The organism is Natronomonas pharaonis DSM 2160 (assembly GCF_000026045.1).
In the GTDB taxonomy this organism is placed as follows: domain Archaea; phylum Halobacteriota; class Halobacteria; order Halobacteriales; family Haloarculaceae; genus Natronomonas; species Natronomonas pharaonis.
On record NC_007426.1, the window covers coordinates 669,795 to 696,536 of the forward strand.

The 26,742-nt window shown below is 64.4% G+C and carries 29 protein-coding genes and 1 tRNA gene; 15 read left to right on the forward strand and 15 right to left on the reverse strand.

Features of this window, described 5'->3' with window-relative positions:
* Window positions 1–35 precede the first annotated feature (35 nt).
* Window positions 36–989: an ArsA family ATPase gene (locus NP_RS03450; RefSeq protein ID WP_011322417.1), complete on the reverse strand. Its 954-nt coding sequence runs from the start codon at window positions 987–989 to the stop codon at window positions 36–38.
* 92 nt (window positions 990–1,081) lie between these two features.
* Here NP_RS03450 and NP_RS03455 point away from each other — a divergent pair, with 92 nt between their 5' ends.
* The gene (locus tag NP_RS03455) at window positions 1,082–1,855 is read left to right on the forward strand and encodes an NAD(P)/FAD-dependent oxidoreductase (RefSeq protein WP_011322418.1); all 774 of its coding nucleotides are present in this window, start codon (window positions 1,082–1,084) and stop codon (window positions 1,853–1,855) included.
* Between the two features lie 6 nt (window positions 1,856–1,861).
* Here NP_RS03455 and NP_RS03460 read toward each other — a convergent pair whose 3' ends face one another.
* Together NP_RS03460 and NP_RS03465 are read right to left on the reverse strand one after the other, a co-directional pair.
* A complete protein-coding gene (locus NP_RS03460) occupies window positions 1,862–2,896 on the reverse strand; it encodes a phosphate signaling complex PhoU family protein (protein ID WP_049939460.1) in 1,035 nt (344 codons plus the stop codon).
* 129 nt (window positions 2,897–3,025) lie between these two features.
* Window positions 3,026–4,063: an NAD(P)/FAD-dependent oxidoreductase gene (locus NP_RS03465; protein ID WP_394296337.1), complete on the reverse strand. Its 1,038-nt coding sequence runs from the start codon at window positions 4,061–4,063 to the stop codon at window positions 3,026–3,028.
* Window positions 4,064–4,255: 192 nt separating this feature from the next.
* Between NP_RS03465 and NP_RS03470 the strand changes: the two genes are divergently transcribed.
* Window positions 4,256–4,888 (forward strand): DUF7110 family protein, encoded by a 633-nt coding sequence (locus tag NP_RS03470; protein WP_011322421.1) that lies wholly within the window; start codon window positions 4,256–4,258, stop codon window positions 4,886–4,888.
* On the opposite strand, the gene NP_RS03475 is transcribed toward NP_RS03470, so the two are convergent.
* The gene (locus NP_RS03475) at window positions 4,885–5,481 is read right to left on the reverse strand and encodes a hypothetical protein (RefSeq protein WP_011322422.1); all 597 of its coding nucleotides are present in this window, start codon (window positions 5,479–5,481) and stop codon (window positions 4,885–4,887) included. The genes NP_RS03470 and NP_RS03475 overlap by 4 nt on opposite strands.
* Before the next feature lie 91 nt (window positions 5,482–5,572).
* Here NP_RS03475 and NP_RS03480 point away from each other — a divergent pair, with 91 nt between their 5' ends.
* The 4 genes from NP_RS03480 (at window position 5,573) to NP_RS03495 (ending at window position 9,869) form a co-directional block, all read left to right on the forward strand.
* Window positions 5,573–6,157 carry a biotin transporter BioY gene (locus NP_RS03480; RefSeq protein ID WP_011322423.1) on the forward strand — a complete coding sequence of 195 codons (585 nt, stop codon included), beginning with the start codon at window positions 5,573–5,575 and terminating at the stop codon, window positions 6,155–6,157.
* Entirely contained in the window at window positions 6,154–6,852 is a 699-nt protein-coding gene (locus tag NP_RS03485) for an energy-coupling factor ABC transporter ATP-binding protein (protein WP_011322424.1), read from the forward strand. Before NP_RS03480 ends, NP_RS03485 begins: the two co-directional genes overlap by 4 nt.
* On the forward strand, window positions 6,846–7,559 hold the full coding sequence (locus NP_RS03490; RefSeq protein WP_011322425.1) for an energy-coupling factor transporter transmembrane component T family protein: 714 nt from the start codon (window positions 6,846–6,848) through the stop codon (window positions 7,557–7,559). Before NP_RS03485 ends, NP_RS03490 begins: the two co-directional genes overlap by 7 nt.
* Window positions 7,560–7,649: 90 nt before the next feature.
* Window positions 7,650–9,869 carry a (Fe-S)-binding protein gene (locus tag NP_RS03495; RefSeq protein ID WP_011322426.1) on the forward strand — a complete coding sequence of 740 codons (2,220 nt, stop codon included), beginning with the start codon at window positions 7,650–7,652 and terminating at the stop codon, window positions 9,867–9,869.
* Between the two features lie 139 nt (window positions 9,870–10,008).
* On the opposite strand, the gene NP_RS03500 is transcribed toward NP_RS03495, so the two are convergent.
* Entirely contained in the window at window positions 10,009–10,452 is a 444-nt protein-coding gene (locus tag NP_RS03500) for a PaaI family thioesterase (protein ID WP_011322427.1), read from the reverse strand.
* Between the two features lie 85 nt (window positions 10,453–10,537).
* Here NP_RS03500 and NP_RS03505 point away from each other — a divergent pair, with 85 nt between their 5' ends.
* A complete protein-coding gene (locus NP_RS03505) occupies window positions 10,538–11,041 on the forward strand; it encodes an ACT domain-containing protein (RefSeq protein WP_011322428.1) in 504 nt (167 codons plus the stop codon).
* A gap of 1 nt (window position 11,042) precedes the next feature.
* Here NP_RS03505 and NP_RS03510 read toward each other — a convergent pair whose 3' ends face one another.
* Window positions 11,043–11,750 (reverse strand): DUF5828 family protein, encoded by a 708-nt coding sequence (locus NP_RS03510; protein WP_011322429.1) that lies wholly within the window; start codon window positions 11,748–11,750, stop codon window positions 11,043–11,045.
* A 90-nt stretch (window positions 11,751–11,840) separates the two neighbouring features.
* Between NP_RS03510 and upp the strand changes: the two genes are divergently transcribed.
* The gene (upp, locus tag NP_RS03515) at window positions 11,841–12,512 is read left to right on the forward strand and encodes a uracil phosphoribosyltransferase (RefSeq protein ID WP_011322430.1); all 672 of its coding nucleotides are present in this window, start codon (window positions 11,841–11,843) and stop codon (window positions 12,510–12,512) included.
* 108 nt (window positions 12,513–12,620) lie between these two features.
* Here the strand turns inward: upp and NP_RS03520 are convergent, their stop codons facing one another.
* Window positions 12,621–13,220, reverse strand: coding sequence for an IMPACT family protein (locus NP_RS03520; protein WP_011322431.1), 600 nt, complete (start codon window positions 13,218–13,220; stop codon window positions 12,621–12,623).
* A gap of 111 nt (window positions 13,221–13,331) precedes the next feature.
* On the opposite strand from NP_RS03520, the gene NP_RS03525 reads away from it, so the two are divergent.
* On the forward strand, window positions 13,332–14,498 hold the full coding sequence (locus NP_RS03525) for an inorganic phosphate transporter (protein WP_011322432.1): 1,167 nt from the start codon (window positions 13,332–13,334) through the stop codon (window positions 14,496–14,498).
* 65 nt (window positions 14,499–14,563) lie between these two features.
* Here NP_RS03525 and NP_RS03530 read toward each other — a convergent pair whose 3' ends face one another.
* Window positions 14,564–15,937: a hemolysin family protein gene (locus NP_RS03530; protein WP_011322433.1), complete on the reverse strand. Its 1,374-nt coding sequence runs from the start codon at window positions 15,935–15,937 to the stop codon at window positions 14,564–14,566.
* A 91-nt stretch (window positions 15,938–16,028) separates the two neighbouring features.
* On the opposite strand from NP_RS03530, the gene NP_RS03535 reads away from it, so the two are divergent.
* From NP_RS03535 to NP_RS03550, 4 genes are all read left to right on the forward strand, one after another.
* Window positions 16,029–16,298 (forward strand): glutaredoxin family protein, encoded by a 270-nt coding sequence (locus NP_RS03535; RefSeq protein WP_011322434.1) that lies wholly within the window; start codon window positions 16,029–16,031, stop codon window positions 16,296–16,298.
* Window positions 16,295–16,810, forward strand: coding sequence for a redoxin domain-containing protein (locus NP_RS03540; RefSeq protein ID WP_011322435.1), 516 nt, complete (start codon window positions 16,295–16,297; stop codon window positions 16,808–16,810). The genes NP_RS03535 and NP_RS03540 overlap by 4 nt, the downstream gene beginning before the upstream one ends.
* Entirely contained in the window at window positions 16,807–17,391 is a 585-nt protein-coding gene (locus NP_RS03545; protein ID WP_011322436.1) for an L-threonylcarbamoyladenylate synthase, read from the forward strand. Before NP_RS03540 ends, NP_RS03545 begins: the two co-directional genes overlap by 4 nt.
* Before the next feature lie 63 nt (window positions 17,392–17,454).
* The gene (locus tag NP_RS03550) at window positions 17,455–17,814 is read left to right on the forward strand and encodes a group I truncated hemoglobin (RefSeq protein WP_011322437.1); all 360 of its coding nucleotides are present in this window, start codon (window positions 17,455–17,457) and stop codon (window positions 17,812–17,814) included.
* 33 nt (window positions 17,815–17,847) lie between these two features.
* On the opposite strand, the gene NP_RS03555 is transcribed toward NP_RS03550, so the two are convergent.
* The 4 genes from NP_RS03555 to NP_RS03570 all read right to left on the reverse strand — a co-directional run bounded on the left by NP_RS03555 (window position 17,848) and on the right by NP_RS03570 (window position 20,822).
* The gene (locus NP_RS03555; RefSeq protein ID WP_011322438.1) at window positions 17,848–18,507 is read right to left on the reverse strand and encodes a CRISPR-associated protein Cas4; all 660 of its coding nucleotides are present in this window, start codon (window positions 18,505–18,507) and stop codon (window positions 17,848–17,850) included.
* Window positions 18,508–18,593: 86 nt separating this feature from the next.
* Window positions 18,594–19,163: a hypoxanthine/guanine phosphoribosyltransferase gene (hpt, locus tag NP_RS03560; RefSeq protein WP_011322439.1), complete on the reverse strand. Its 570-nt coding sequence runs from the start codon at window positions 19,161–19,163 to the stop codon at window positions 18,594–18,596.
* A 39-nt stretch (window positions 19,164–19,202) separates the two neighbouring features.
* Complete coding sequence (locus NP_RS03565) at window positions 19,203–20,282, reverse strand: DHH family phosphoesterase (protein WP_011322440.1); 1,080 nt, start codon at window positions 20,280–20,282, stop codon at window positions 19,203–19,205.
* A gap of 69 nt (window positions 20,283–20,351) precedes the next feature.
* On the reverse strand, window positions 20,352–20,822 hold the full coding sequence (locus NP_RS03570) for a universal stress protein (protein WP_011322441.1): 471 nt from the start codon (window positions 20,820–20,822) through the stop codon (window positions 20,352–20,354).
* 120 nt (window positions 20,823–20,942) lie between these two features.
* On the opposite strand from NP_RS03570, the gene NP_RS03575 reads away from it, so the two are divergent.
* Entirely contained in the window at window positions 20,943–22,634 is a 1,692-nt protein-coding gene (locus NP_RS03575) for an aldehyde ferredoxin oxidoreductase family protein (protein WP_011322442.1), read from the forward strand.
* A 42-nt stretch (window positions 22,635–22,676) separates the two neighbouring features.
* Here NP_RS03575 and NP_RS03580 read toward each other — a convergent pair.
* The 3 genes from NP_RS03580 to NP_RS03590 all read right to left on the reverse strand — a co-directional run bounded on the left by NP_RS03580 (window position 22,677) and on the right by NP_RS03590 (window position 24,031).
* Window positions 22,677–22,751: transfer RNA gene (locus NP_RS03580), tRNA-Met, on the reverse strand.
* A gap of 60 nt (window positions 22,752–22,811) precedes the next feature.
* Entirely contained in the window at window positions 22,812–23,267 is a 456-nt protein-coding gene (locus NP_RS03585) for a GtrA family protein (RefSeq protein ID WP_011322443.1), read from the reverse strand.
* On the reverse strand, window positions 23,264–24,031 hold the full coding sequence (locus tag NP_RS03590) for a glycosyltransferase (protein WP_011322444.1): 768 nt from the start codon (window positions 24,029–24,031) through the stop codon (window positions 23,264–23,266). The genes NP_RS03585 and NP_RS03590 overlap by 4 nt, the downstream gene beginning before the upstream one ends.
* Window positions 24,032–24,153: 122 nt before the next feature.
* On the opposite strand from NP_RS03590, the gene NP_RS03595 reads away from it, so the two are divergent.
* Entirely contained in the window at window positions 24,154–26,448 is a 2,295-nt protein-coding gene (locus tag NP_RS03595; RefSeq protein ID WP_011322445.1) for a DUF2298 domain-containing protein, read from the forward strand.
* Window positions 26,449–26,742: the final 294 nt, after the last annotated feature.

Here is a 26,742-nt window from a genome sequence, read left to right on the forward strand (position 1 = left end):
GCTGGTTGTCCCGCGGCGGCCTAAGCGTTCCGGCGCTACGGGGTGAACCCGTCGCCGATGGCGTCGAGCCGGTCGGCAATCGTCTCGACGGCGTCGAGTCCCTGTACCTCGCCATCCAGCTCCGGCAGCACCGCAATCGGCACGTCAAACCGCTCTGCGGCCGTCTTCAGCCGCTCTTGCTGGTCGGCATACTGTGTTTGGCAGCGCTCACAGCCGGGCGTCGGGTCCTCGATGACCTTGTTGACGACTGCCCGTCCCGCCGGAACGCCGTAGGCGTCGAGTTCCGCAAAGAGCCGCTCGCTTTCCCTGATAGCCATCGTCTCCGGCACGAGAACCACCCGGAACGCGGTCCGCTCCGGGTCACGGAGCGCCGCTCCGACCCGTTCGAGCCGCTCGCTCAACGTTTGGAGGTCGACATCGACGCTGTCGCCGTCGTCGTCGTTCTCGTCGGTTCCGAACATCCCGCGAACGGTGTCGGCAAGGCTCGACATCTGTGATTTGACGTTCGCCAGCGTACCTAGTGCCGACTGTAGCACGGCCGGTAGTTCAAGCAGCCGGAGCGTATGCCCCGTCGGAGCCGTATCGAAGACGATGCGGTCGTATCGGGGGTCATCCATGTAATCGACAAACAGGTCGAGGGCGGCCGCCTCGTCGGTTCCGGGAGCGATGCCGGCGTCGGCGATATCGTCGATGGCGTCGTCGCCGAGCGTGATGCCGAGCGATTCCAGTTCGTCGAGGGCGGCGCTGACGTGGCCCCGATACCGTCCCATCCGGGATTCGGGGTCGACCTCGACCGCCCAGCAGTTCTCGGCGACAGCGGTCGGTTCAGGGCCGACATCGACCCCGAAACTGTCGGAAAGCGAGTGGGCTGGGTCCGTCGAGACGACAAGCGTCGCCTCGCCGCGTCGACCGCTTGCGATGCCTGTCGCCGCCGCACAGGTCGTCTTGCCGACGCCACCCTTGCCGCCGTAGAGCACATACCGTGTCACGGTCGAATTGGTACCTTCGTGAACAAAAACACTCCCCGTCGCCACCGCGCCGAACCGGGGCGTTTGTACCCCCCGGCGTCGAACGACGCGGTATGACCGCTGCAGACACCGAGACAGGGACCGACGCTGACCCGCCGCGCGCCGCCGTTATCGGCGGTGGTGTCGCCGGCCTGACCGCTGCGACCTTCCTTGCCCGTGCGGGACTCGATACCGTCGTTATCGACCACGGCGAGTCGATTCTCCGCCGGAACGCCCACCTTGAGAACGTGCCCGGCTTTCCGGCCGGGGTCAACTCCCGGCTCTTTTTGGACCTGCTGGAACGGCAGGCCGAGCGCAACGGCTGTCTCTTCGAACAGGGGTTCGTGACCGCCGTAGAGCCGGGCGACGATGGGTTTCGGCTCCGCATCGAAGCCGACACGGAGTTCGACCTCGCGGCCGACTACGTCATCGCCGCTTCATGGGCCGACACGGCGTATCTGGAACCACTGGAGGCAGTCGGGCTCACCGAGCGCGGCTCGAAGACGTACGTCGATACCGATGACGACGGCCGAACCGACCTAGATGGACTCTACGCCGCTGGCCGAACCGCCGGGGCGGCACACCAGACCGTCGTCTGTGCAGGCGATGGGGCTGATGTCGCGCTGACACTCGTTCACGACTCCGACGTGCCGTTCTATCACGACTGGGTCGCGCCGGACGGATACTTTACCGACCGCGGGCGGGAGGTCCCGCCCGGCTGTGAGGAAATCGACGAGGCCGAACGCCGCCGCCGCGAGCGGGAGTCGATGGAGGTGATGGCCGAGGCGTTCGCCGAAGCCCACCCCGACGAGCCGACGATGCACCCGAGCGCCGCCGACGACGAGTAGGGGCCGCTATTTTATCGTGACGTGGTCGCTTTCCTCGTTGAGCGCGAGGTTCGTCGCGATTTCGGCGTTCCGAACCGCATACTGGGCGGTCTGGCCGAGGCTGACAAGCACCTCACGGACCCGAAGGAGGTCCTCGTTGGGCATCTCGTCGAGGTCGTCGAGGATTTCGACCTCGCGGTTCCGGATGTCGGCGAAGGCATCCCGCGTTTCGATAGCGAGGTCGTAGTCGCGGGTCACCGCGGCCTGGACGCCGAGTTCCGTAATCTCGTTGACGTCGTCGGTGAACTCCCGGATGCGACGCATCGTCTTCTGGTCGACGTTGAGGGTGTGGCCCTCGGTTTCGAGGACGATTTCGGCGATATCCTCGGCGTTGTCGGCCGTCAGTTCGAGATTCTTCGCGATGGAACGGTAGCCGATAAGCGGGAAGCCGGAGCTCAGCCCGACTGCCCGGGCGAGGTTCGGGTTCTGGTAGGCGGTGAAGATGAGCCGCAAGAGGAGAACGAATATCTTGTTGGCCTGTCGCTCCCGGTTGAGCGCCCGCTGTGCGAGGTCGGGGTTCCCGTGGGCGAGGGCTTTGACTCCCTCGTTCCGCATCGTCGAGCCGGTCGATTCCAGCCGTTCGAGGAGGTTATCCAGTGTGAAGTCCTCCGGGTCGACCGAACAGCGGATGGCGATGCGCTCCGGCGTCTCCTCGATGACGCCCAGCCCCATCAGTTGCGTTTCGGCGTTGTAGACGGCGTTAATCTGTGCCGAATCGAGGGTGCCGCCCTCCTCGACTTCGACGTGAATGATGCGGCGGCCGAGCACGTACTGTGCGACGATGGCTCGCTCTACCGCGTCGGCATCGAGGCTCTGGGCGTGAATGACCGCCTCGCTTTCCTCCTGCTGGACCGACTCGGGCATGACCGTCAGCGTTCCCTTGCTGCCCATCCGGAGCGACACCTCGTCGCCTTTCTCGACGTTCTGTTCGCTCGCCCATTCGGCGGGCAGGGTCATCGCCAGCGTCGACGGCCCCAGTCGCTGTACCTTGCGTGTCTCCATACGCATTCTGTCGTTCCCAGCCACCTTAATATTCACTAAATACGAGACAACACTGGACGCAGTAGTAATATTGGTACTCGATAACAAATGTGTTCATAAGCGTGGCCGCTGGAGCACCGCCCGCCGCCGTCAGTCGTCGCCGGCGGCCTCGCCGGCTCCCGGATGCCCTTCGTGAGTAGTCGCCGCTTCCTTGAGCTTCTCGGAGACAGCCGGCACGTCGGCCTCGGTGACCGGCCCCTCGCTTTCGATGTCGTCGAGGCTCCGCGGGAACGCCCGCAGGTCGTAGTGGTTGCCGATGCCACAGCGGGCTCCTTCACCCATTGCGACCGGAATCTGATTGTGCCCCGGCGTTACGTCGCCGACCGCGTAGACGCCGTCGACGTTCGTGCGGCCGTGGTCGTCGACGCCGATAGTACCGTCGTCGTTCAACTCGACGCCGAGAGATTCGGCGAGGTCCGTGTTGTACTCCGAGCCGTACATCGGGAAGCCCCCCCGGTATTCGCGAACGGTTCCGTCTTCAAACTCGAACGCCGAGAGCCAGCCGTCGTCGTCCTTTTCAAGACCGGTGATGTCCTCGTGGACAACTTCGACCGGGTGGTTCCGGAGCTGTGTGTCGGTTTCGTCGGACCACTCCGGGTCCTCGCCGCGAGTGAGCAGGTCGACATCGGGCGTAAAGTTCAGCATAATCATCGCCACGTGGGCGGCTGACTCGCTGGTCCCCATCACGTAGACCGGCTCGTCGACGAACATGTAGGCGTCACAGTGGAGACAGTAGTGGAGGCCCTTGCCCGTCCGCGGCAACGGCGGGTCGGGCCGCTTATCCGAGAAGCCGGTTGCCAACACGACGTGTTCCGTCGTCACTTCGGTGTCGCCGGCGGTTACCGCGAATCCCTCGTCGGTCGACTGGATGTCGGTTACGGTACCGCGGTGATAATCCGCGCCGTACTCCTGTATCTGTTCTGTGGCCCTCGATAGGAGTTCGTTGCCGGAGGTATCCTCAGTGATTCCGATGACGTTGTGTGTATCGAGCATCATCGCCGCGCGGCCGCCGCCGCGGTTGATAACAGCGGTGTCGTGGCCGAGCCGTGTCGTATACAGCGCAGTCGTCAAACCCGCGGGACCGCCGCCAACGACGGTCACCTCGTAGTGGTCTGTCATCTGCCGTATCGTAGGCCCGCCAGCGGCTTAACTCTCCGGCTGCTGTGTATACGACGCACGGACGAGCACAGGCCGCTCGCGTCGTTGTCTGCCTGTGGTATTGCGTCTCATTCTGAAGGACAGGTGATATATGTGGGGAGCACCTATGTCCATCCGGACCACTCGCGTCAGGGGGCTTGCCCCCTGTGGGACAGGGATACCATGACCAGTCGTGTTTACAGACTCCACTCAACGCTGGAACTGCAACTCGAAGACGTTCACGAATTTTTCGACGGGTATGACCTACCCGTCGAAATCGAGGACGTCGATGTAACGAGACGAAACAATACGCTCATTGTCAGCGCAATCGCGGCCGAAGACAATATCTCCAAGTACACACCGACCGCACAGCTGAAAGCGAGCGTCACCGAAAACCGGCTCTACGAGACCGAGGACGGCTGGCAGGAGACGCCGCCGGAGGACCACGAGAGCGGCTCGACCGGTTCCGATGACGGCCCGCAGTGGGGCAACTTCAGCGACGGCGCACAGGTACAGGAAGAGGAAGTCGAGGTCAACTCGAAGCTCGTCGAGTACGCCTGCTTCAAGGGCGACCGCGAAACCGTGCTGCAGAACACCGCGCTGCAGTATCCGATGTTCGAAGTGCTGTGTGACCTCGCGAAATACGCCGACAGTGGGACGCTAACAGCTATCGCGACAGTCGACGGAGAACTCGAAGCCGTCCGCATCGTTGACGGCGAACAGCGAGAAGCAAGCATCGAAGTCGTCGAAGACCCACGGGAACGGGACTCCGAAAACGCCGTCAACTGGCGCGACAACGAGTTTATCTCCGGCTAAAGCGGTACGTCTACTTCCATCCCCTCGATGGCGTCCTCGAGCCCGTCATCGGTCGTCCCCGCTGTGTGTGACGACTCGAGGTCGGCATCGACGAGGATATCTTCGAACCTGTCCCGATAGCGGTCGCTTTCGTTCCGCCGCCTCGCCTGCGCCGCGAGCGCCCGGACACACCGGCGGAGCCGCTCTGTGTCGACTTCAGCCTCGTCGGCGAGGGCTGCAATTGCGGTGTCGTCCTCGACGGCTTCGGCAACGGTGTCGAGCGGTACCGGAATATCGGTGTCCGCATCGCGAACCAACCGAAGGTCGAGTCGGGCATCGACGACCGTCGCTTCCGGAACCGAAAGTTCCGCAGCGAGCTCGCCGTCGTCGGCCCCTTGGTAGAACCCCTCGACAAGCGCCGCAAGTTCCGTATCCGAGAGGCCTGTCGAGAAGGCCGACTCCTCGCGGCAGTCTGCGACAACCGCCGCAAGCCGTTCGGCAACATCGCCGTCCGGTTCGAGCGTTCCGGGCGTCTCGGTCTGCGTTTCGGTCACCGTGTCGGTGCCGGTCGCTTCCACGAAGATGTCCCGGAGTGATTCGGTCTTCTCGTCCATTCGTTCGGACGAAGCGGCCGCACGACGAAAAGCGTTCGCCGGGAGCCGGTAAACCGATACAAACAAGCCGGTTGACAAATATTACCGGCGTATGACAGACACCTCGACTGCCGATGTCGACCTCGTCGGCGAGGAGATGGCGCTGAACGTCGCGCGAACGGCGCTTTTCGCCGCGCTCATGGGTGCGTTCGCGTACGTCTCTTTCCCGTATCCGCTCTCGCCGGCCCCCGTCACGCTGCAGGTGCTCGGTGTTTTCCTAGCTGGGCTCTTGCTCGGCCCGCTGTGGGGTGGCGCTGCGATGGTTGTCTACCTGCTTGCGGGAGTCCTCGGCGCGCCTGTCTTCTCCGCTGGAGAGGCGGGCATCGGCGTTATTCTTGGCCCTCAAGGCGGCTACCTGCTTTCGTACCCGTTCGCCGCCGCTATCGTGGGCGGTATCGTCCACCGCGGAACCGATATCAAGCCGCTGGAGACCGTCTCTGCCGCATTGATGATTGCGGCGATGATACTCTCGACGGTCGTCATTTATGCCTTCGGTATCCCCTTCATGTGGTGGAACCTCGAAATGACGCTTCTGAATGCCGTTATCGCCGGCGGTGTCGTCTTCATTCCTGCTGAGGCCGCGAAGATGGCCGCCGCAATCGGCATCGTCCGTAGCGACGCCATCCGGGCTGAATGATATCCGTCTCCGACCTCGTCTACCGGTACGACGGAACGACGGCGGTCGACGGCGTCTCGTTGCAAATCGAGGACGGTGAGTTCGTCGTCATCGCCGGCGCGAACGGCTCCGGAAAGACGACGCTGGTGCGCCATTTCAACGGGCTCTACGAGCCCGACAGCGGTGAGGTCCGTGTCGACGGCCAGCCGGTCGCGGAGAACCCAGTCGCGGCGCGAACCGCCGTCGGCATGGTTTTTCAGAATCCGCGGGACTGTTTTGTCGCCGCGACAGTCGGTGCCGATGTCGCTTTCGGCCCCGAGAATTTGGGGCTGTCTCACGAGGACATCGACGCCCGCATCGAGCGTGCGCTTGCGGCAGTCGGAATGGCCGACGCCCGTGAGGTCCGTATCGATACGCTCTCGGGGGGCCAACAGGCCCGCGTTGCCATCGCGGGCGCGCTCGCGATGGAGCCATCACATCTCGTGCTTGACGAGCCCTTTGCTGGCCTCGATTGGCCCGCTCGAACCGGTGTTCTCGACCGGCTTGAAGCGCTCTCGGCCGACGGCACGAGCGTCATCGTCGTCACCCACGACCTTCGGGACCTGATGGACCGTACCGACCGAATCGTCGCTCTCGCCGACGGTGAAATCGTCCTCGATGGTCCGCCGTCGGCGGTGGCCGAGGAGCTTCCCAACGTCGACGTTCGACCGTGCTGAGCTACGTTCCGGGTGATTCGCCGGCCCACCGGCTCGACCCGCGCTCGAAGCTTGCGGTCCAACTGTCCTTTGCGGCGCTTGCGTTCGCGTACACGACACCCACGGGGCTTGCTGTGCTCACCGTCTTCGTGGTCGTGCTGCTCAGACTGGCGGCAACCCCCGTTGTCGACGCGCTGCGAGCCTACAGCTTCGTCTTCGTGTTCCTTCTCATCGCCCCGCTGCTGGAGGGGTTGACGTGGGGGTCCCCGTGGTTCGTCGTCGCCGACGCCGTTCCCTCTGCGCTGGCCGGCTACCGGGTGCTGCTGGTGTTGCTCGTCGCTGCCGCGTACGTCCGGACGACGCCGGTGCGCGAATCGCGGGCGGCCGTCCAGTGGGCCATCCCCGGCCGGGTCGGCCAGTTCCTCGGGATGAGCGTCTCGTTCGTCTTTCGCTTCTTACCGGTGTTACGTGCCGACATCGGGCGGATTCGGGATGCCCACCGGGCACGCCTCGGGACCGAACGACCCATCCCTGACCGGATGCGGCTCATCGCCGTCGCGTCGTTCAATCGCGCCTTCGAACGCGCAGACCGGCTCGCCCTCGCGTTGCGTGCCCGTTGCTTCTCGTGGAACCCGACTGTGCCACAACTGCGCTTTGGGACCGGTGACCTATTTGCGGTTATTGTTGCTGTGTCGTTCTCCGCTGCTGCTTTACACTCTATGCTTTAATCTGGGAAGTGCTGACAATTTTTGCTCAACTCCGGGGCTACGTGGCGCCGTGTAACAAAACTTAAGCGGGTCCACGCCTCGGTACACCGTATGCTACCGGCGTTTCCGCTACAGGCAAACGAGGAAGTCACCCGCCAGACCTTCTGGCTGATCTCGAACTACGAGAAGGTCCTGTTTTACTTCCTTGCGACCCTCACCGTTGCGGTGTTCGTCTACGGGACGTACCAGCGGTTCGCCCGCTATGCCGACGGCGAAGACGACTGGTTCGACCGTCTCGACAACCTCTCCGGACGCATCGCTTCGGCGGCGAAGATAGCCGCCTCGAACGAAAAGCAATTCAACCGTGACCTGGTCGGCGGCCTGATGCACGCGTTCATCCTCTGGGGCTTTTTGACGCTGCTTATCGCGACGACCATCCTCTTTATCGATGAGTGGTATCGCGTCTTCACCATCGCCCTCGGCGAGCGGCAGTCCTTCTGGGTCGGTGACTTCTATCTGTCCTACCAGCTCGTGACCGACGCGCTCGGGCTGCTGTTCGTCGTCGGTCTCGGCATCGCTCTGTGGCGACGCTACGTCGTCCGAACCGAGCGCCTGTGGGGCAAGCACACGAACTGGGAGGACGCCTTCCTCGTGTGGTCGCTGTTCCTCATCGGCATCGGCGGCTTCCTGCTCGAAGGGCTCCGCATTGTCGGCGCAAGCGAGCCCATCACGGCCGTTGAGCCGGTGAGCTTCGTCGGCACGGCAACCGCGCTTGGCCTCGCCGGCATCGGCGTCAACGAGTCGATAGCCGCCGCGGTCTACCCCGTCGCGTGGTGGTCTCATGCCCTGCTTTCGTTCCTCTTCATCGCCGCTATCCCGTACGCCAAGCCGTTCCACATGCTCTCGTCGTTCGCGAACGTCGTCACTCGCGACGAGAAGGCCGGCGCACGGCTGCCGGGCGTCCCCTCCGACCTTGACGCCACCAACGCCGAATCCATCGACGACTTCTCCTGGAAGGAGATGCTTGACCAGGACGCCTGTACGAAGTGTGGACGCTGTTCGTCGGTTTGTCCGGCGAAGGCGTCCGGACGGCCGCTCGACCCCCGTGACGTCATCCTCGACCTCAAGGAATACCGTCGCTCGCTTGAGACGGACGACGACGCCGAGACGATGGACATCGTCGCCGACGGCGGCGAATCGGTCATCGACGCCGAGACGATGGAGTCTTGTATGTCCTGTATGGCCTGCATGGACGCCTGTCCGGTCGAAATCGAGCACCTCAAGAGCTTCACGCGGATGAACCGCCAGCTCGCAGACCAAGGTGATATCCAGCCGAGTATGCAGGAAGTCTTCCAGAACGTCATGACGAAGGGCAACACCTTCGGCGACTCGCCGGGTGCCCGCGGCGACTGGACCGAGGAGCTTGACTTCGAGGTAACTGACGCCCGAGATACAGACGTTGAATACCTCTGGTACGTCGGTGACTACCCCTCCTACGACGACCGCAACAAGAAGGTCGCCCGCTCGCTGGCAAAAATCTTCGAACACGCTGACGCCGAGGTCGGCATCCTCTACGACGAGGAGGTCTACGACGGCAACGACATCCGACGCGTCGGCGAGGAGTTCCTCTACGTCGAGCAGGCCGGTACGCTCATCGACTCCTTCGAGGACTGTGCGTTCGAGAAAATCGTCTGTACGGACCCCCACTCCTACAACACGTTCAAAAACGAGTACCCCGAGGTCGACTTCGAGGAGTTCGCCGACGACCCCATGATGGAGTTCGACATCGAGGGCTACTGGAACGAAAGCGGCGATATCGAGGTCCAGCACTGGACGCAGACGGTCGAAGAGCTCGTCGAGACCGGCGCGGTCGCGCTTGATGGCACCGAACTCGACTACACGGTCACCTACCACGACCCGTGTCACCTCGGCCGATACAACGACGAGTACGAGGCGCCGCGTGAACTCGTCCGCGCCACGGGCTGTGACCTCCATGAGATGCCCCGCAACCGTGACAACAGCTTCTGCTGCGGTGGCGGCGGTGGCGGCCTCTGGATGGAACTCGAAGAAGAAGAAAAGCCAAGCGAGGAACGGCTCCGCGAGGCCCTCGAAGACACCGAGGCCGGCAGTGCTGTCGAGAAGTTCGTCGTCGCTTGCCCGATGTGCATGACGATGTACGAAGACGGCCGCAAGACCGGCGGCTTCGAGGACGACATCGAAATCGTCGACATCGCTGAACTCATCGTCGAGGCGCTGGACGCCAAGAACGCGACGATTACGGCTTCGGCTGACGCTGACGCCGGTACCGGCGCCGCACCGGCCGACGACTGACGCCGTCGCTTCCGTCTCTTTCCCCCCGGACGTTTATATACAATACCGGGGCCATCGGCGATATGCGCTGAGAACACGTGGCCGGCGGTCCAGCGGGAGCGCGGCACGCCGCCGGCCAGCAGCCCCCGCCGCCTGCTCGTTACTTACCGTTGGTGTACTCGTCGTCGCCGCTGTGCCACGCAGACCCGCCGTTGCCGCCGCCCGTTTTGTAGGTCCCGCGGGCGGTTGCGACGGTCGTTCCCGACTCGTCTGTCACCTCGATGTCGACGGCGGCGACGCTGTCCCCGTTTCGGACGACCTCGGCCTCGGCGTCGAGACGCCCTCCGGTCGCCGGCGAGAGATAGTCGATACGCATATCGATAGTCGGCGTGACGGTGAAGTTCGCCGAGATGACCGCGGCCCCGCCAACCGTGTCAGCAAGCGCATACGCCACGCCGCCGTGTGCGACCAGCCGGTTCGGGTTCGAGGAGTGTTCAGTGCCGAGTTCGAGATGGCCGACCGCACGGCCGTCGGCCGCCTCGGTGACCTCGATACCGAGATGGTCGTTGAACGGCATCTCCGAGAACATGTCCGTGACGTCCATACGCTCTGTGGCCGCTGCGATTCCAAAACCCGTTCGGTCCCGGACGGTCGTAACTGACAACACTGTCGCCCCCGAGTCGGTTGATATGTTCGACGAGATAATGCGAAAGTTCGAGGACAGCCCGAGCCAGCAGGCTGTCATCCGGCTCCTCCTCGAACGCGGGTTCTCGGTCAACGACGACGGCCGCGTCGTCTCCGGTGGCATCGAGATTCCGAACACCGGTATCGCCCGCGAAATCGATGTCGACCGCCGTGTCGTTGATGCGACGACCGACGCGATTCTCGACGACGACGAGCTCCGCCGTATCTTCCAGAACATCTCCGCTATTCCATCACTGATGGACCTCGCGCCGGTGCTGGACCTGACGGTGTTGACCGTTCGCGTCGGCGACGCCGACCAGCCGGGCATCGTCGCCGCCGTTACGAGCCTGCTGGCCGACAACGGAGTTTCGATTCGCCAGACAATAAGCGAAGACCCGGAGTTTACCGACGAACCCAAACTCTATATCGTCACTGACGAGCAACTCGACGGCGAGCTAATAAACGAGGTTCGCGCGCTTCCGTTCGTCCGGAAAATCGAACTGGAGTAAGCTACGTCCGCTTCGGGTCGGAGCCGCCGTCCGTTGGCTCATCTTGCGGTGGCTCATGTCCCTCGACGGCTTCAGCGATGTCGGTGTCTTTCGGTGTATCGACGTGCCAGCGCTCGACGGACGTCTGGTAGTCGGCGAGTTTGTTCGAGACCCGAATCTTCAGGTCGTCGTCGTTGATGTTGACCTCGAAAATGTAGTCGTCGGCCGCTGAGTCGCCGCGGGTGAGATTCGCGCTGACGAGTTCGTTATCGAAGTAGTACGGCGACATCTGTGTCATCACGTTCCGGTAGACGCTGCCTTCGACCTTCCGTAGCGCCTTTCGGGTCGCCGAGTCGGCCGCCCGGGCGACGTAGTTTATCGATTCACGCCACTCATCTACAGCCTCGCCCGGCTCTTCGAGGCTCTCATAGGAGTCGCTGAGCTTCTCACCGGCGGTTTTGAGGTCCTCGTCGGGGTCTTTTCCGGCCTTCTCGCCTTCCCCCTCGCCGACGCTTGCCTGCTCGGCGGTTTTTCGGCTAACATCTTCGCCGAGGCGCTCGTCGGCCTTCGGCCGCCACTCGTCCCACTCTTCGAGCGCGTCGCCGTCGACATCGTGGTCTTCCTCGGCATCGAGTTCCCGGAGCGCGCGTGTGATTCGCTCGCCGTGTTCGACGATATCCCCCCAGCCGCCGCGGGCCTTGAAGCCGGAGACGCTCTCTTCGATGTCCATCGGTGGTTCGTAGCGCCGCCACTCTCTTATGCTCGTCGTCGCAGCGGCCGCAACGGCTGGCTTTATGCCTGCGGCGTTCGCTGTACCGATATGCCAATCGAGGACCGTGATGACGCCCATGTCATCACCCACGCGCTCGCCAAGCACACCCTCTCGGAGCTTCGCTCGGACGAGACCGACCAGGTTGCGTTCCGAAACGGCCTCGTCGAACTGGGCCGGCTCTGTGGGTACGAAATCATCGACGGGATGATGGACACCGAGTACGTCTCGATTACGACGCCGCTCGCGGAGACGACCGGTGAGGTCGTCAAGGGACTCGACGATGTCGTCATCGTCAACGTCCTGCGCGCCGCGACGCCGTTCGTCGAGGGACTCGTCGAGGCGTTTCCACATGCCCGACAAGGCGTTATCTCTGCCGGTCGCGACGAAGCGGCTGGCATGAACGAAGACGGTGAGTTCCCAATAACCGTCGACTACGTCAAGCTTCCCGACATCGACGCCGACGACACGGTCATCGTCGCCGACCCGATTCTCGCCACCGGTAGCACGATGGTCGCCGTCCTCGAGGAGGTACTCGAGCAGGGCACCCCCGAGCGGCTCGTCGTTCTCTCCGCGGTGAGCGCCCCGCCCGGGCTGGCGCGGGTAAACGACTCCATCCCGAGTGCCGACGTGCTGACTGTCAGTGTGGACGAACGCCTCGACGAGGACGGCTACATCGTCCCGGGTGTCGGTGACGCCGGCGACCGAGCGTTCGGGACCTGACAGTACAGCGGTTCGCTGTCCGCTGTTCCACCCCTCTATTTCCTCTGGACCCGTCTTCCGTCCCCGAATACTTCTCGTGTCGAAACGTCAGACGGATGGCTGACATCGCTACAGGTCCACGCGACCGCTCGTGGCACTTCGGAGCCGGTCCCGTAGGTGCTCGGCCTCGGCGACCGGAGCGCTGATGTCGAACACCACGTCAGCGCCGTACGCAGCGTCGAACTCGACGTCCTCGCTTTCGAGGATGCCTCTGATTGTCCCGGAGTCGTCGTACTCGACCACCGCTTCGAACCGCTCGCGAGGGACTTCCTCGACGACTTCGGCCGCGTCGAGTACGTCCTTGGTGGCTTTCGAATACGCCCGAACGAGCCCGCCGACGCCGAGCTTTGTCCCGCCAAAATACCGGGTGACGACGACACAGACGTTCTCCAGCTCCCGGCCGCCAAGCACCGACAGCATCGGCTTGCCGGCGCTGCCGGATGGCTCGCCGTCGTCGGAGCTGTACTCCCGGAACGGGTCGGCCCGGACGCGATAGGCGGGGACGTTGTGGGTCGCGTCGGCGTGTTCGGCCGCCACGTCGTCGATGAACGCCTCCGCTTTCGCAACCGTCTCGACGGGGGCAGCGTGGCCGATGAACTCCGACCCCTGCACGGTAAAGGCCGACCGCGCTCGCCCGTCGATTGTCCGGTAGGCGTCCGTCGAAGACACAACCGGCGGTAGCGCAGCCAGCGGTTTACCCGTTTCGTCGCCGTCCTCCCGTCGGCGACTGTCGGACTGATGTGTCCGGTATTAAGGGCCGGGCTGGCGTATCCGGTGCCGATGGACCCTCTGACGGTCGTGACGTTCGTGGTCGCCGGCGTAGCGAGCCTCTTTATGGCGTGGGCCATCGGGGCTGGCTCCTCCGGGTCGACTCCTTTTGCACCCGCTGTCGGCGCAAACGCGATTTCGGTGATGCGCGCCGGCTTCTTCGTCGGTATTCTCGGACTGCTCGGGGCAACGCTACAGGGCGCAAACGTCACCGAGGCGGTCGGCCGCGAACTCGTCGTCGGTACGACACTGCCGCCTATCGCGGCCATTCTCGCGCTCTTTATCGCGGCGGCGCTGGTCGCTGTCGGCGTCTTCGCCGGCTACCCGATAGCGACGGCGTTTACCGTCACCGGCGCTGTCGTCGGGGCCGGCCTCGCCGTCGGCGGCGACCCGGCGTGGGCGAAATACTACGAGATTCTCGCCGTCTGGACGCTAACTCCGTTCGTCGGCGGCGGCGTCGCTTACGCGACCGCACGGCTGCTCCGCCAGGAGTGGCTGCCCGATGTGGCGGCTATCGCGGCGCTTGCAGCGCTCGTTGGCGCGATTTTAGCGAACGTCGAATTCGTACTTCTCGGCCCGGCGGACACGGCACAGAGCGTCTCACAAACCATCGCGACGACCGGCCTCGGCGTTGTTGGCGTCACTCTTTTCATCGCCGCTGTCGCCGCCGCACTGATGGGCGCTGATGTCCGCCGGGATGCGGCGGCCGGTCAGCGGCACTTTCTCATCGCGCTCGGTGCGCTGGTCGCGTTCTCGGCCGGTGGCAGCCAGGTCGGTCTCGCGCTGGGACCGCTGTTGCCGCTGTTGGACGCCTCGGAGGTCGCGATTCCGCTCGTCGCGCTGCTTTTCGGCGGCGGTCTCGGCCTCCTTGTTGGGTCGTGGACGGCCGCCCCGAGGATGATAAAGGCCATCTCGCAGGACTACTCCTCGCTCGGCCCGCGCCGCTCGATTGCGGCGCTCATCCCGTCGTTCATCATCGCACAGGTCGCTATCCTGCTCGGCGTGCCGATATCGTTCAACGAAATTATCGTCTCGGCCGTCGTCGGGGCCGGCGCTGCCGCCGAGTCGGGCGGCGTCAGCCGCGGGAAGATGCTGTACACAGTCCTTGCGTGGATTGGGTCGCTCGTGGGTGCCGGCGTGCTCAGTTTCGGACTCACGGCCGTCGCAACGTCGCTATGATGTCATCTGTGGCTCTTTCTGACAGACACAATCCGCTCACCCCGGGCGATAGCAGGCTATAACTGCTATTCGTCGCCTGCCGCCTCGTGCTCGCCGTCGCCCTCTCTGTTGTCGGTCTTGGTGATTCGAGCCTTCATGATGCGGGTGTTTTCGACGCGTTCGACCCGAATCTCGAGGCCCTCATACTCGATGCGCTCGCCCTCCTCGACGAGGCGGCCGGCCCGGTTAAAGATGAACCCGGCTATCGTCTCGAACTCCTCGCCCTCGGGGATGGCGACATCGAGTTTCTCGTTTACTTCGTCGATGTTGACCTCTCCCTTGACGAGAATCTCGTTGTCGGAGACGAACTCGATCGGCTCTTCCTCGTCGGCCTGCAGGATTTCGCCGACGATCTCTTCGGTGATGTCCTCCATCGTCACCAGCCCCTCGGTCGTCCCGAACTCGTCGATGACGATGACCATGTGGAGCCGGTTTTCGCGCATCTCCGCGAGCAACTCGTCGATGTTCTTCGATTCGGGAACGTGCAGCGTCTCCTCGATTACGTCCTCAAGCTCGATGTCGCTTGCTTCCCCGTAGGTGTCATCGCGGACGAGGTCGGAAATGTGGACGACACCCAGCACGTTGTCGAGGCTTCCCTCGTAGACGGGGACCCGTGCATGGCCGGACTGGACGCAGGTCTGAATCGCCTCCTCTATCGTCGCGTCCTTCGGCACGGCCTCCATATCGAGGCGTGGCGTCATCACCTCCTTGGCGATGGTGTTGGTAAAGCGGAAGATGCGCTGGAGCATCTCACGCTCGTCCTCTTCGAGGACGCCCGCCCGCTCGCCGGTTTCGATGATGTCGCGAATCTCCTCGCGGGTAACGTATGTGGACTCGATTTCGGCACGGCCGCCGGTGATGCGGTTTACCTGCCGAGTCAGGTAGTCGAACGTGACGATGAGCGGCAAGAGCAGGTACTCAGAGAGCTTCAGCGGCCGTGAGATGCGGAGCGCCCACGACTCCGTGTTCTCGACGGCGTAGGACTTGGGGGCGCTTTCGCCGAACAGCAAGACGAGCGCCGTGATGCCGAACGTCGCTATCAGCACTGCCATCGACTGCGAAACATAATACGAGAGCAGCCCCGTCGCTATCGATGACATCGCGATGTTGACGATGTTGTTTCCGACGAGAATCGTCACGAGCAGCCGGTGCGGGTCGTCTTTCAGCTCCTTGAGCGTCTCCGCGTGGGGGATGTTGTCCGCGACGAGGGCGTCGACGCGGTGTGCCGGCAGCGAGAACATCGCAATCTCGGACGACGAGAAGAACCCCGAAAGCGCCAACAAAAGCAGGATGACAGCGCTGCCGAGGAGAGCGACGGTCGTGTCGCTGAACGGCAACTCCCCGGCGTCGGGCGCGGCTTGTAGGACGACCAAGGCGGCGTTCGACGCGAGCGTGCCCATCTGGACGTGCTGGTTTCATCGGGCGCGGGATTAAGGTTTGCCATGCGGTCCGTCCGACACGCTTACGCGACGAGCGACGCTACGTTCGGTCATGTCTGAGCCCGATATCACGCTGTACCGGCTGCAGGCGTGCCCGTTCTGCGAGCGCGTCGTCGCTGTCCTCGACGAATTGGGGCTTGCGTACCGCTCGCGATTCGTCGAGGCACGGCACTCACGGCGTGACGTGGTCAAACGGTTGACTGGAGCCCGCACTGTCCCGGCTCTCGTCGACGACCGGACCGGCGTCACGATGAGCGAGAGCGCGAATATCGTCGAGTACCTCCGGGCCACCTACGGCGATGGAGGGGGTGGGGCCGAATGAACCTCGATTTTGACGTCGTCGAGCTTCCGGTGGCCGACCCACCGTCTCCCGGCGAGGACGCCCCGGATTTCACCCGCCCGCTCGTTACCGACGAATACTGGGAGGATACGAGCCTCGCGGAACTGACTGATGACGGCCCGGTTGTGTTGGTGTGCCACACGATGGACGGTGACTTCCCGGCGACGTACATCTGGCAGGAGATTCGCGACCGCAACTGGGACGACTACGACGCTGCCGTCGTCGGGCTCTCCATCTCGTCGCCCTACGAGCACGCCCGGTTTATCGACGAGTGGAACCTCCATGCCTTCCGGTTGTTCTCCGACCCAGCCAACGGTGTCGGCGAGGCCTACGGCATCAGCCACGACCTCGACGGGATGGCGGGCATCGAGGAGCCGAGACCGGCCGTCTTCGTCATCGATTCGGAGGGGACTGTTCAGTACACGTGGGCCGCCGCAGAGTGGCCCGAATTCCCGCCGTACGACGACATCGAGGCGGCAATCGAGTCACTATGACTGCCCCCGACCTCACCGACGCGGTGGCGGCGCTCCGGCGGGGCGACCTCGTCGTCTATCCGACCGAGACCGTCTACGGGTTGGCTGCTGACGCCCTTGACCCGGAGGCGGTCAAGCGGGTCTTCGAGGCCAAAGGTCGTGACCGCGACAAGCCGGTTTCGATGGCGCTGCCGTCGGTCGCGGCAGCCGCCGAATACGTCACCTTCTCCGACCGCGAGCGGGCCTTCTGTGAGGCGTTCCTGCCGGGGCCGGTGACCGTGCTGCTCGAACGCGGCGACCGCGTGCCGGACGTGCTGGTCGCCGGCCGCGACCGGGTCGGTCTCCGGGTGCCGGCACACGACATCGCCCGGGACCTCGCCCGCCGGGTTGGCCCCATCACTGCCACGAGCGCCAACGTCTCCGGCAACCCCAGCGCCCGCCGCCCGGAGGCGGTCGATGCAACCATCCGAGAACGCGCTGTCGTCGTCGACGGCGGGGAAACCCCCGGGACCGAAAGCACCGTCGTCGACATCGCGGCCGATGACATCGTCCGCCGCGGCGCACAGGCCGACGACATCGACGCGTGGCTCACAGAGCACTGACGGCGTTCTCTTGTCGTTGTACTGCGCGGAACGTTTACCCTCATTCCCTACGAGCATTGACCTATGACGGAGACGCTCTACGAACGGCTCGGCGGCAAGGAGTCGATAGCGGCGGTTGTCGACCGGTTCTACGACCGAATGTTGGACGACGAGCGCGTTAGCCACCATTTTGAGGAGGTCGACATGCAGCAGCAGCGGGCCCAACAGACGCTGTTTCTCTGCTCGCTTACCGGTGGCCCGGTCGAATATACTGGTGAAGACATGGAGCCGGCACACGACCACCTCGGCATCACGGAAGCGGAGTTCGACGTGACTGTCGACCACCTCGAAGCCGCACTCGAAGCCTTCGACGTGCCGGAGCGAGAGCGAACCGAGGTTCTCGAAGCCGTCGCCGGGTTCCGGGCGGACATCGTCTCCGCCTGACGCTCTCCTGATGGCCTCCGCAGCGGGCGCCGCCTACCGTGAACGCGACAGCCGAGAGCGGAGCGACCGCGTTCGTGTCCCACACTCGTCGGCGTACTCGCAGGTCTGACACCGATTGTCATTTTTGAGCCGCGGCGGCGGTCCGTCGATGGATTCGGCGGTGTTGAGTGCCTTCCGGTAGGTCGCCTTCCGACGGGTCGTCATCCGGACTTTCCGGATGTCACCGAACGCCGGATACTCGACGTACGCCGTCTCGACCGGCTGTTGTCGCTCCCACGAAAGCGCCTTCGCCGCTGCAGTCGCCCGGACGCTGTGGGGTTTCCAGACGCCGTTCTCCGGCGGCTTGCCGGTAGAGACGATGGCCGGAGCCGGCGGCGATTCGAGCACCTTGTGGGCGATGCCGTGGGCGTCCTTTCCGGACAGGAACACGCGTGTCGACGGCGGGTCCACGAGGTCGGGCCAGCGGTCGAGCCGCTGCCGTTGCCGCCGTAACGCCTCCCGATACGCCGACGGCTCGGGGACCACCGGCTCCGCATCGAGCGACGACTCCGCGTTGAGCAGCGACGAGTACCGGAACGCGAGGTTCCGGGTTGCCGCGACATCGTCCGGAGGTGTCGCGTCGTCGTGCTTTCGCCGGTAGTAGAGCTTTCGGGGACAGAACGCTGCCGTCGCGAGGTCGGTGAAGGCTTCCACGGGGGGTCTGCCCCCGTTACGATATATAAGATGTCGCCTCCCCTGCCGACCGGATTCGACGACGGCCGGGCCGCCGCTGCCGGCCGCTAATTGTCGCCGTTCGAGTCGATGATGACGACCTCGCCGTCCTCGACATCGACGTTGATGAGCGTCTTGGCGCTGTATGGCGAGGACTCGAGTTCGTTTTCGCCGCCGACCTTCTTGATGACGGCAACGACATCAACGATGTCGGCACCGATGTCTTCGAGCGCGCTGCAGATGGCCGACAGCGTCCCGCCCGTCGAGAGTACGTCGTCGAGGACGAGTACGCTGTCGCCCTCATCGACGTCGTTGATGTACATCTGGTTTTCCGAGTAGCCGGTTTGCTGGAACAGCGGCGTCTCGCCGTCGAGTCCGTACTCGCGCTTTCGGATAACGACGAGCGGAATGTCGGTCATCAGCGACACCGCCGTCGAGATGTGAATGCCCATCGCCGCCGGCGTGACAATCTTGTCGACGTTCTCCAGCTGTGCCTTCCGAATGATTTTGATGACGATTTCCCGAAGCAGGTTCGGCTCCAGCATCGGGACACCGTCGCTTATCGGGTGGACGAAGTAGTGATAGCCGTCCTTTTCGATTATCGGGGCTTCGAGAAGCGACTGCTGAAGCTGGTCCATGGAGCCGATACTGGGAGATACGGGTAAAGCTTGACGGTCCTACGCGTCCGCTTCGGCGGGCTCGTCGGCCAGCGACCGGAACGCGTCGAGAATAACCTGCTTTGTGACCGCGCCACGGGTCGTCCAGTGGTGGGCGTAATCGAGCATATCGTCGTAGATGTCGGGTTTGCAGCCGGCGGCCTTCGGATGACCGCCACCGTTTACCTGTTGGGCAACCTCATGGCAGCGTTGGAAGGCCTCGGTGCCCCGAATCGAAGCCGACCCGGCGGGCTTGACGATGACGGAGGCGTCGGCTCCTGCCTCCCGCATCGCCTCTGCGACCTCGTTTTGCGAACAGCGGCCGTAGGTGACACCGACCGTCCACTCGCCGACCGTCTCGAAGGTGGCTCGCTCTACGGCCTTCTCGATGAGCGCCTCCTTTTCGACGCGCCGCTCTTCGAGCAGTTCGACCGCCTCCTCGGGGAGGTCAGGCCCGTGCTCGATGACGGTCTCGACGTACGTCTCGGGCTCTACCCAGTGGGCGTAGTCGGCGAGGTCGTCGCTTCGAGGGTCCTCCTGTAGCCAGAGGTCGTGGTCTCTGGTGACCGCCGCCAGCTCGGCGTACTGCTCCGGGAAGTCGTACGCGACGGCTTCGAGCGTCACGTCGGTCGTACAGACTGTATCGGAGTCGCCGACGACCAGCTCCGCGTGCTCTCTGACACGCTCTGTGAGGTCGTCGTCCCACTGGTGGTGGTCGAACCAGCGGACAGCCGCAGCGTCCTCGGCGACCGACTGCAGTCGCTCGATGTCGCTCGGCGAGTCGGGACAGAGGTCACAGATGAACACGTCGGCCCCCGGCTCGCCGTACTCGTCGATGTACGCCAGTGCGTCGGCAAGCTCGTGGGGTCCGGCCGGGAGCAGTCTGGCGTCGTCGAATGCGACACGGAGCAGCGCGACACAGCCGAGTCCGTCGGCGTCGGGGTCAGCAACGACGACCCGGTCCGCACCAGCCAGCGTCTCGCGTGCCTCCTGTTCGGTCTCCGTCTCGTCGACGGAGTCGGGCACGAAGAAGCCCTCGCCGGGCAGTATCGACCGCCGGTGAAGCGGTATCGTCTCGTCGTCGATGAGCCAATCGTCCATACCGGTATCGCGTGGGCGGCTCCAATAAGTCCCGCGTCTGCGTGGTCCGCTCGGTCCCGATAGCCGGACTCAGCCGCCAGCCGCTTCCGCCGTGTCCGCGGCTCCCTCTAGCTGTCGGACCGTCAGCACGGGGACGGGACAGGTTCTGACAACGCGCTCGGCGACGCTGCCAAGCAAAAAGGAGTGTTCCCCGCTTCGCCCCCGCGTCCCCATCGCGATACCGTCCGCATCGACATCTCTCACGTAGCCGACAATCTGTTTTTCCGGATGGCCGACCCTGACGGCTGTTTCCAGCTCTACCGGGTCCTCGCGGCGTTCGTTGGCGGCCACGATGTCGTTGAGGGCCTGCTGTCCTTGCTCGTCGAGGCCGTCGCGGATGTCGCCTTCGAGGTCGGTCGGCAGTTCCTCGAGATGCCCCTCATCGACGACGTAGAGCGCGTGTACCGTGGCGTCGAACTTCGACGCGAGGTCGAGCGTACAGTCGACAGCTCTGGAGACGCTAGCGGAACCGTCCGTCGCAACCACGACCGTCTCGAACATACGCCCCCTCTGGCCGCTGTGGGTATAAAGCCCTGCGACGACCGCTTCCGCCCACTTGAATCCTCTCCGGGCTAGTGGCAATCCGTTTATTATGCGGGCCGTCGTTGCTGTGGCTGGATAATGATTCACACAGAGGGACCGCTGCTGTCTATCGATGTCAGTGACCGAACGGCCAGCGAAGCGGCCATCGACGACGTTCTCGAATCGTATATCGGCGGCCGTGGCGTCGGCACAAAGCTCGCACACGACCGGATACCGTTCGACGCCGACCCGCTCGGTCCCGAGAACCGCTTGGTGTTTGCGACCGGGCCGCTGCAGACCTCGATTATGAGCTACACCGGGCGGATGTCCTGTACCGGGCTGTCACCGCTTACTGACGGCCTGTTGTCGTCGAACGCCGGCGGCTTCATGTCCCGTCCGTTCGCCGACACCGGCTACGCGGCCGTCGAGATTGCGGGCGCGAGCGACGAACTCGTCGGCATTCACGTCACTGACGAAGGTGTCACCTTCGAGTCCGCTGCCGACCTCGAAGGCGCGACCGTCGAAGAGACTGTCGACCACATCGAGGCGGCTACTGACCTCGATGTCGAACACACCGCAATCGTCGGTCCGGCCGGCGAAAACGAGGTCCGGTTCGCATCGATTATGACCTCCGGCTCGCGGGCGTTCGGCCGCGGTGGTCTCGGTGCTGTCCTCGGCTCGAAGAACGTCAAGTACCTCACCTTCGACGGCGACTCCCGTCGACCGGTCGAGGGGATCGATGAGGAACTCGTCATGGACATCCACAGCGAGGCCTCCGAGTCCGGCAGCCCGATGAAAGACGCCGGCACCACCTCGGTGTCAGACTACGCGAACTCGGTTGGAGCGCTGCCGACCAAATACTTCTCCGAACTCAGCTACGACAAGGTCGACCAAATCGGCTCCAGCGCCGTCATCGAGCACAAATACAAGAAGGGCACCTGTTCGTCGTGTGCCTTCGCCTGTAAGCTCCCGACCCGCGACGAGGAGACGGGCCTAGAAACCGAAGGCCCCGAGTTCGAGACGATGATGGCGTTCGGTTCGAACGCACTGGTTGACGACTTCGTCGCCATCATGAAATCCAACGAGCTGTGCGACCAGCTCGGCCTCGATACGATTTCCTGTGGCGATGTCATCGCGGCCTACCTCGAAAGCGAAGACGAGTTCGGCAACGTCGACCTCATCCACGACCTCATCGAACAGATTGCTCATCGCGATGGCATCGGCGACACGCTTGCTGAGGGTATCGACCGCGTCCACGACGAACTCGGGGTCGAAAACTGGAGCATGAAGGGTATGGAGTTTGCCGCCCACGACGGTCGGACGCTGAACGGGCAGGGGCTGGGCTACGCTACCTCGAATCGCGGCGCGGACCACATGTACGGAGAGTTCTACCACCACGAGTATCCGCTGGTTCCGCCGGCAGAGGCGGTCGACGCCGACGGCGTTGCCGGGAAATCCGAGAAGCTCGTTGAACTGGAGAACAAAAACGCCATCCACGATTCCGGCGTGCTCTGTAAGTTCGCCTCCTCGAACCTCGGCCCCGAACGGTACGCCCGGCTCTTCGATACGGACTGGGAGACGCTACAGTCGGTTGGCGGCCGCATCGTCGACCTCGAACGACATTTCAACAACCAGCGTGGCTTTGACCGTGCCGACGACGACGACCTTCCGTACGAACTCGAAGGGCTCGGCGAAGAGCTGTCGGCGTACTACGACCACCGCGGCTGGAACGACGACGGAACCGTCCCGAACGAACACGTCGAGACGTCGTTCACCCCGGCCGACGACTAACGGCGCTCGTCGTCCTATTGTATTGAAGCTCCGAAAGGAAAGTAGCGGGAGGACGATTTGAACGTCCGGTCTCCGGGTTATGAGCCCGGCGGAATCTCCTGGCTATCCCATCCCGCTACCTCTTCGTAGTCGACTGCGTCAATTAAGGGTTGTGATTGACGTGCCGTCTGTGGAATCCTACCGTGAATTGTGGACTCGCCACGTCAGCAGGCTCTCGGTGACGTAGTTGACGACCATTCCGCAGGCGATGCCGGCACCGCTGGCGACGAGCAGCCACAGGTCGACGCCGAACAGGCCAACCTCGACATGGAGCCACCTGTACACCACTGAAAAAACGACGAGCTGCACGGCGATGCCGCCGACCCGGACGACGTTCGAGGTTCCGAGCCGGCGGAGGAACGCCACCGGGCCGGGAGCGCCGGCCTCGGAGAACGTCCACCGCTCGTTCAGCAGGAACATGACGACGATGGCGACCTCGATGCCAACGAACTTCGCCAGTTCGGGAGTGACGCCGGCCGTCGCCAGCGTCAGCAACACAATGTTGTCACAGACCGCACCGACCGCACCCACGCCCGCGAACTGGCCGAAGCGGACTGGCGAGAGCAGCGTCTCCCGAATCTGCCTTCGGGTCATCGTTCCTCGCGGTCGATGAGTGCCGGCGGGTCCTCGCCCACGCCCAGCAGGCGGTGGACCCCGCTGTTCTGAAGTCGCTTCGCCCGATGGCGGGCGACAAACAGCGCCCGCAGCATCGACAGCGTCGTTCTGACTGGCGCAACCGTCGACCCCGGCTTGTCCTCCCAGCGAATCGGTACCTCCCGAATCCGCAGCTCCATCGCCGCCGCGACCGCGAGCAGCTCGATATCCCACGCAAACCCCGGCTCGTGGATGTGGTCTCGAACCGCGCTCCAGGCCTCCGCGCTGAGCGCCTTTGCCCCACACTGGTAGTCGTAGAGGCCGACAGCAAGCAGTCGTCGGGCGAGCCATGCGAACCCGTCCCCGAGGAGCCGCCGAGCGAGCGTCTGATGGCCCGCGACGGCCGACTCCGGGTGCCGACGGGAGCCGACGGCCACGTCGGCGTCTTCGAGGGCAGCAACCACGGTCGCCAATTCGGCCGCGCCGGTGCTCCCGTCGGCGTCCGCGAAGGCCAGTCGGTCCGTGCCGAGTGCCTCGAACCCGTCCGTGATGGCCGCACCCTTCCCGCGGCGTGTGTCGACGGTGTTGACGACGACCGGTGATACTCCGATGTCGGATACTGCCGCCGTTGTCGCCTCGTCGGGGTCGTCTAGCTCGACTCGGATTACCACGGGGTCGAGCGTATCGGCGATATCCTGCAGATACGTCCCGAGGCGCTCCACGTCCGGGCGGAACGCGGGGACGACGACCCCGAGGCTACTCATATCGCTTCCTCGCGTCCGGGTGAGGAAAAACGGTTCGGCTCCGGTCGGCAGCGGTTTCGGCCACCCGCCGCGGCCGTGGAACTCCACAAACCATATCTTTCCCGCTGCCGGCCCTTCGAACGATGGAGTACGGGCTCGTCGTCGCTTGGCTGGCGGTGTATCTCGCCGTCGGCGTTGCCGCGTTGCCGCTTGCGGCGACGCTGTTTCCCCGCTTTCACGACGCCGGAGCGGCGTTTGCGATTCCGCTCGGGCTTGCGGTGCTTCTGTTTGTCGGGTATTTTGTTGGCCACCTCGCGTTCGGCTGGCCGGCCGTCCTCGTTGCCCTCGCTGTCCTCGTTGCGGCTAGCGTGACGCTCGGTGACACCGAGGCTATCGACGACCGTGGTTTCCTCGAGGCGGCAGCCGTCTTTACTGCTGCATTCTTGTTTCTCGTGGCGGTCCGGTCCGTCTCGCCTGCTATCGCTCCGCTGCCGCTTTCCAGCGGCGAGAAGTTCCTCGATTACGGCCTGCTGCGGACGCTGCTCCGCAGCGGCGCGTTACCGCCCGAGGACATGTGGTTCGCCGGCGAGCCTGTCCAATATTACTTTGGCGGGCAGCTGCTCGCGGCGCTTTTGACGACAATAACTGGCACTGCCCCACGGTTTGCCTACAACCTCGCGCTGGCCGGCGCGTACGCCTCGCTCGTGACGGCCGCCTATGGGCTCGCCGGTGCTGTTGCCGCAGCGAGCGACCTCCCACGGCGGGCAGCAGCGTTGACTGCTGCCTTCTTTGTCGGTTTGGCCGGCAATCTCTATACGGCCGTTCACGCCGCAGCGTGGCTCGTTCCGGAATCGCTTGCCGGCGCACTCCCCGGCGTTGCTGCTGACGCGGAGGCCTTCGGGTGGACGCCGGAGGAGTTTTTCTACTGGGACGGCACCCGCGTCATCGAGGGGACGATAAACGAGTTCCCGCTTTTCGCGTGGCTCAACGGCGACCTCCACGCGCACATGTTGAGCACGCCGTTTACGTTGCTTGCGGCGGCGCTGTGTTACAGCTACTGGCGGACGCCGGAGACGGAACTGCCCCGGCGACGACTGCTGCTGTTGGCTGTCGCGCCGGTCGCCGGACTGTTGGCGATAACGAACACGTGGGATTTCCCGGTCGCTGCAGGGCTGGTGTTTTTGACCGTTGCATTTGCGCCGAGTGACCCAGCAACGCTGCTGCCAACCACCGTTGCCGAACGCATAGCGCCCCGAACCGGAATCGCTGAAGAGCTCCGCCGAGATGGGGTCGGGCTGGGGGTCGCGCTCGCGGTACTGGTCGTCGGGGCGCTCTCGGTGCCCTTTTTCTGGCTCGGCACGGCGAGCACCCGTAGCGTCGGTCTGCTGCCGCCGCAGAGCGACATGTGGCCGCTCCTTGTCGTCCACGGCGGGTTCCTGCTGCTTTTTGTCCCGTTTCTCGTCGGCAGACTCTCGTCGGCGTTCGACCTCCGTCGGCCGCCAGCGGCGGCCATTGCGGCGGGCGCCCTCGCCGCCGGCATCGGGCTGTGGCTCGCGTTCGGCTTCGCCGCCGCGGCGCTTTTCGGCCCCCTTCTCGTGGCCGCGTGGGTGCTGCTTCGGTACCGTGCCGGGGTCGGCTTCGAGACGCTGCTGTTGCTCGGCGGGCTCGGGCTTGTCGCCCTCGTCGAGCTCGCGTACGTCGTCGAACCGCGCTATCAGGGCACCGAATTAGAGCGAATGAACACCGTGTTCAAGGCGTACTTCCAGGCGTGGGTCATCTGGGCACCGGCCGCCGGCGTCGTGGCGGCGAGCCTCCTTGATAACGCGTCGGGGTGGCGACCCGACGCGGCGGCCCAAGCGCGGCTGACACAGTGGGGGCACCGAGCGCGACAGATGCGGCGGGTCGGCGGCCCCGCCATCGTCGTGCTGGCGGTGGTTGCAATGGGTCTGTACCCGGCTTTGGCCGTTCCCGCACACTTCGACTCGGAGCCGACAGGTGCGACGGGGCCGACCCTAGACGGGCAGGCCTACACGCACGAGCTGTACCCCGACGAGGCGGCCGCAATCGAGTGGCTAGACGACCGCGACGGACAGCCGACGCTCGTGACGGCCGCGCCCGGCGGGTACACGTGGGACCCCGAAGCAGGCGAGGGTGCGTCGGCCCCGGCGAGCCTGACAGGCATTCCAACGGTGCTTGGCTGGCACCATCAGGAACAGTACCGCGGCACCGAGCCCTATGAAGCGCGGCTCGATGCCGTGACGGCACTCTACGAGGGCGCTCCCGACGAGCAGACCGTCCTGTTCGAGCGCTATGGCGTCGACTACGTCTACGTGGGGCCGACAGAGCGGACGCGGTATGACCTCACCATCGAGGACCACCCCGACCTCGACGTCGCCTTCGAGCAGGGGTCGGTCGTCGTCTACGCGGTCGACGGCTGAGTTGGGACTGTCGCTGCGGCACGTCTCCGGCACGCTTCCGGCACGCTTCCGGCACGCTTCCGGCACGCTTCCGGCACGCTTCCGGCTTGTTTCCGGCTTGGCTCCGGCTTGGCTCCGGCCAACCGTCGTTTTGACGCTGCACGGCGTTTCGTGGCGAACAGGCGGCGGAAGTATTGGAGTGTCCGCGACGACCGGTCCGGTCGCGGCGCGCGCCGACGGCCGTCCGCCGCACATCCGCGGTAGGCCGTCGGTCATCGGGCGGCGCACACGGCCGCTGGCCGCGTTCGGATATAT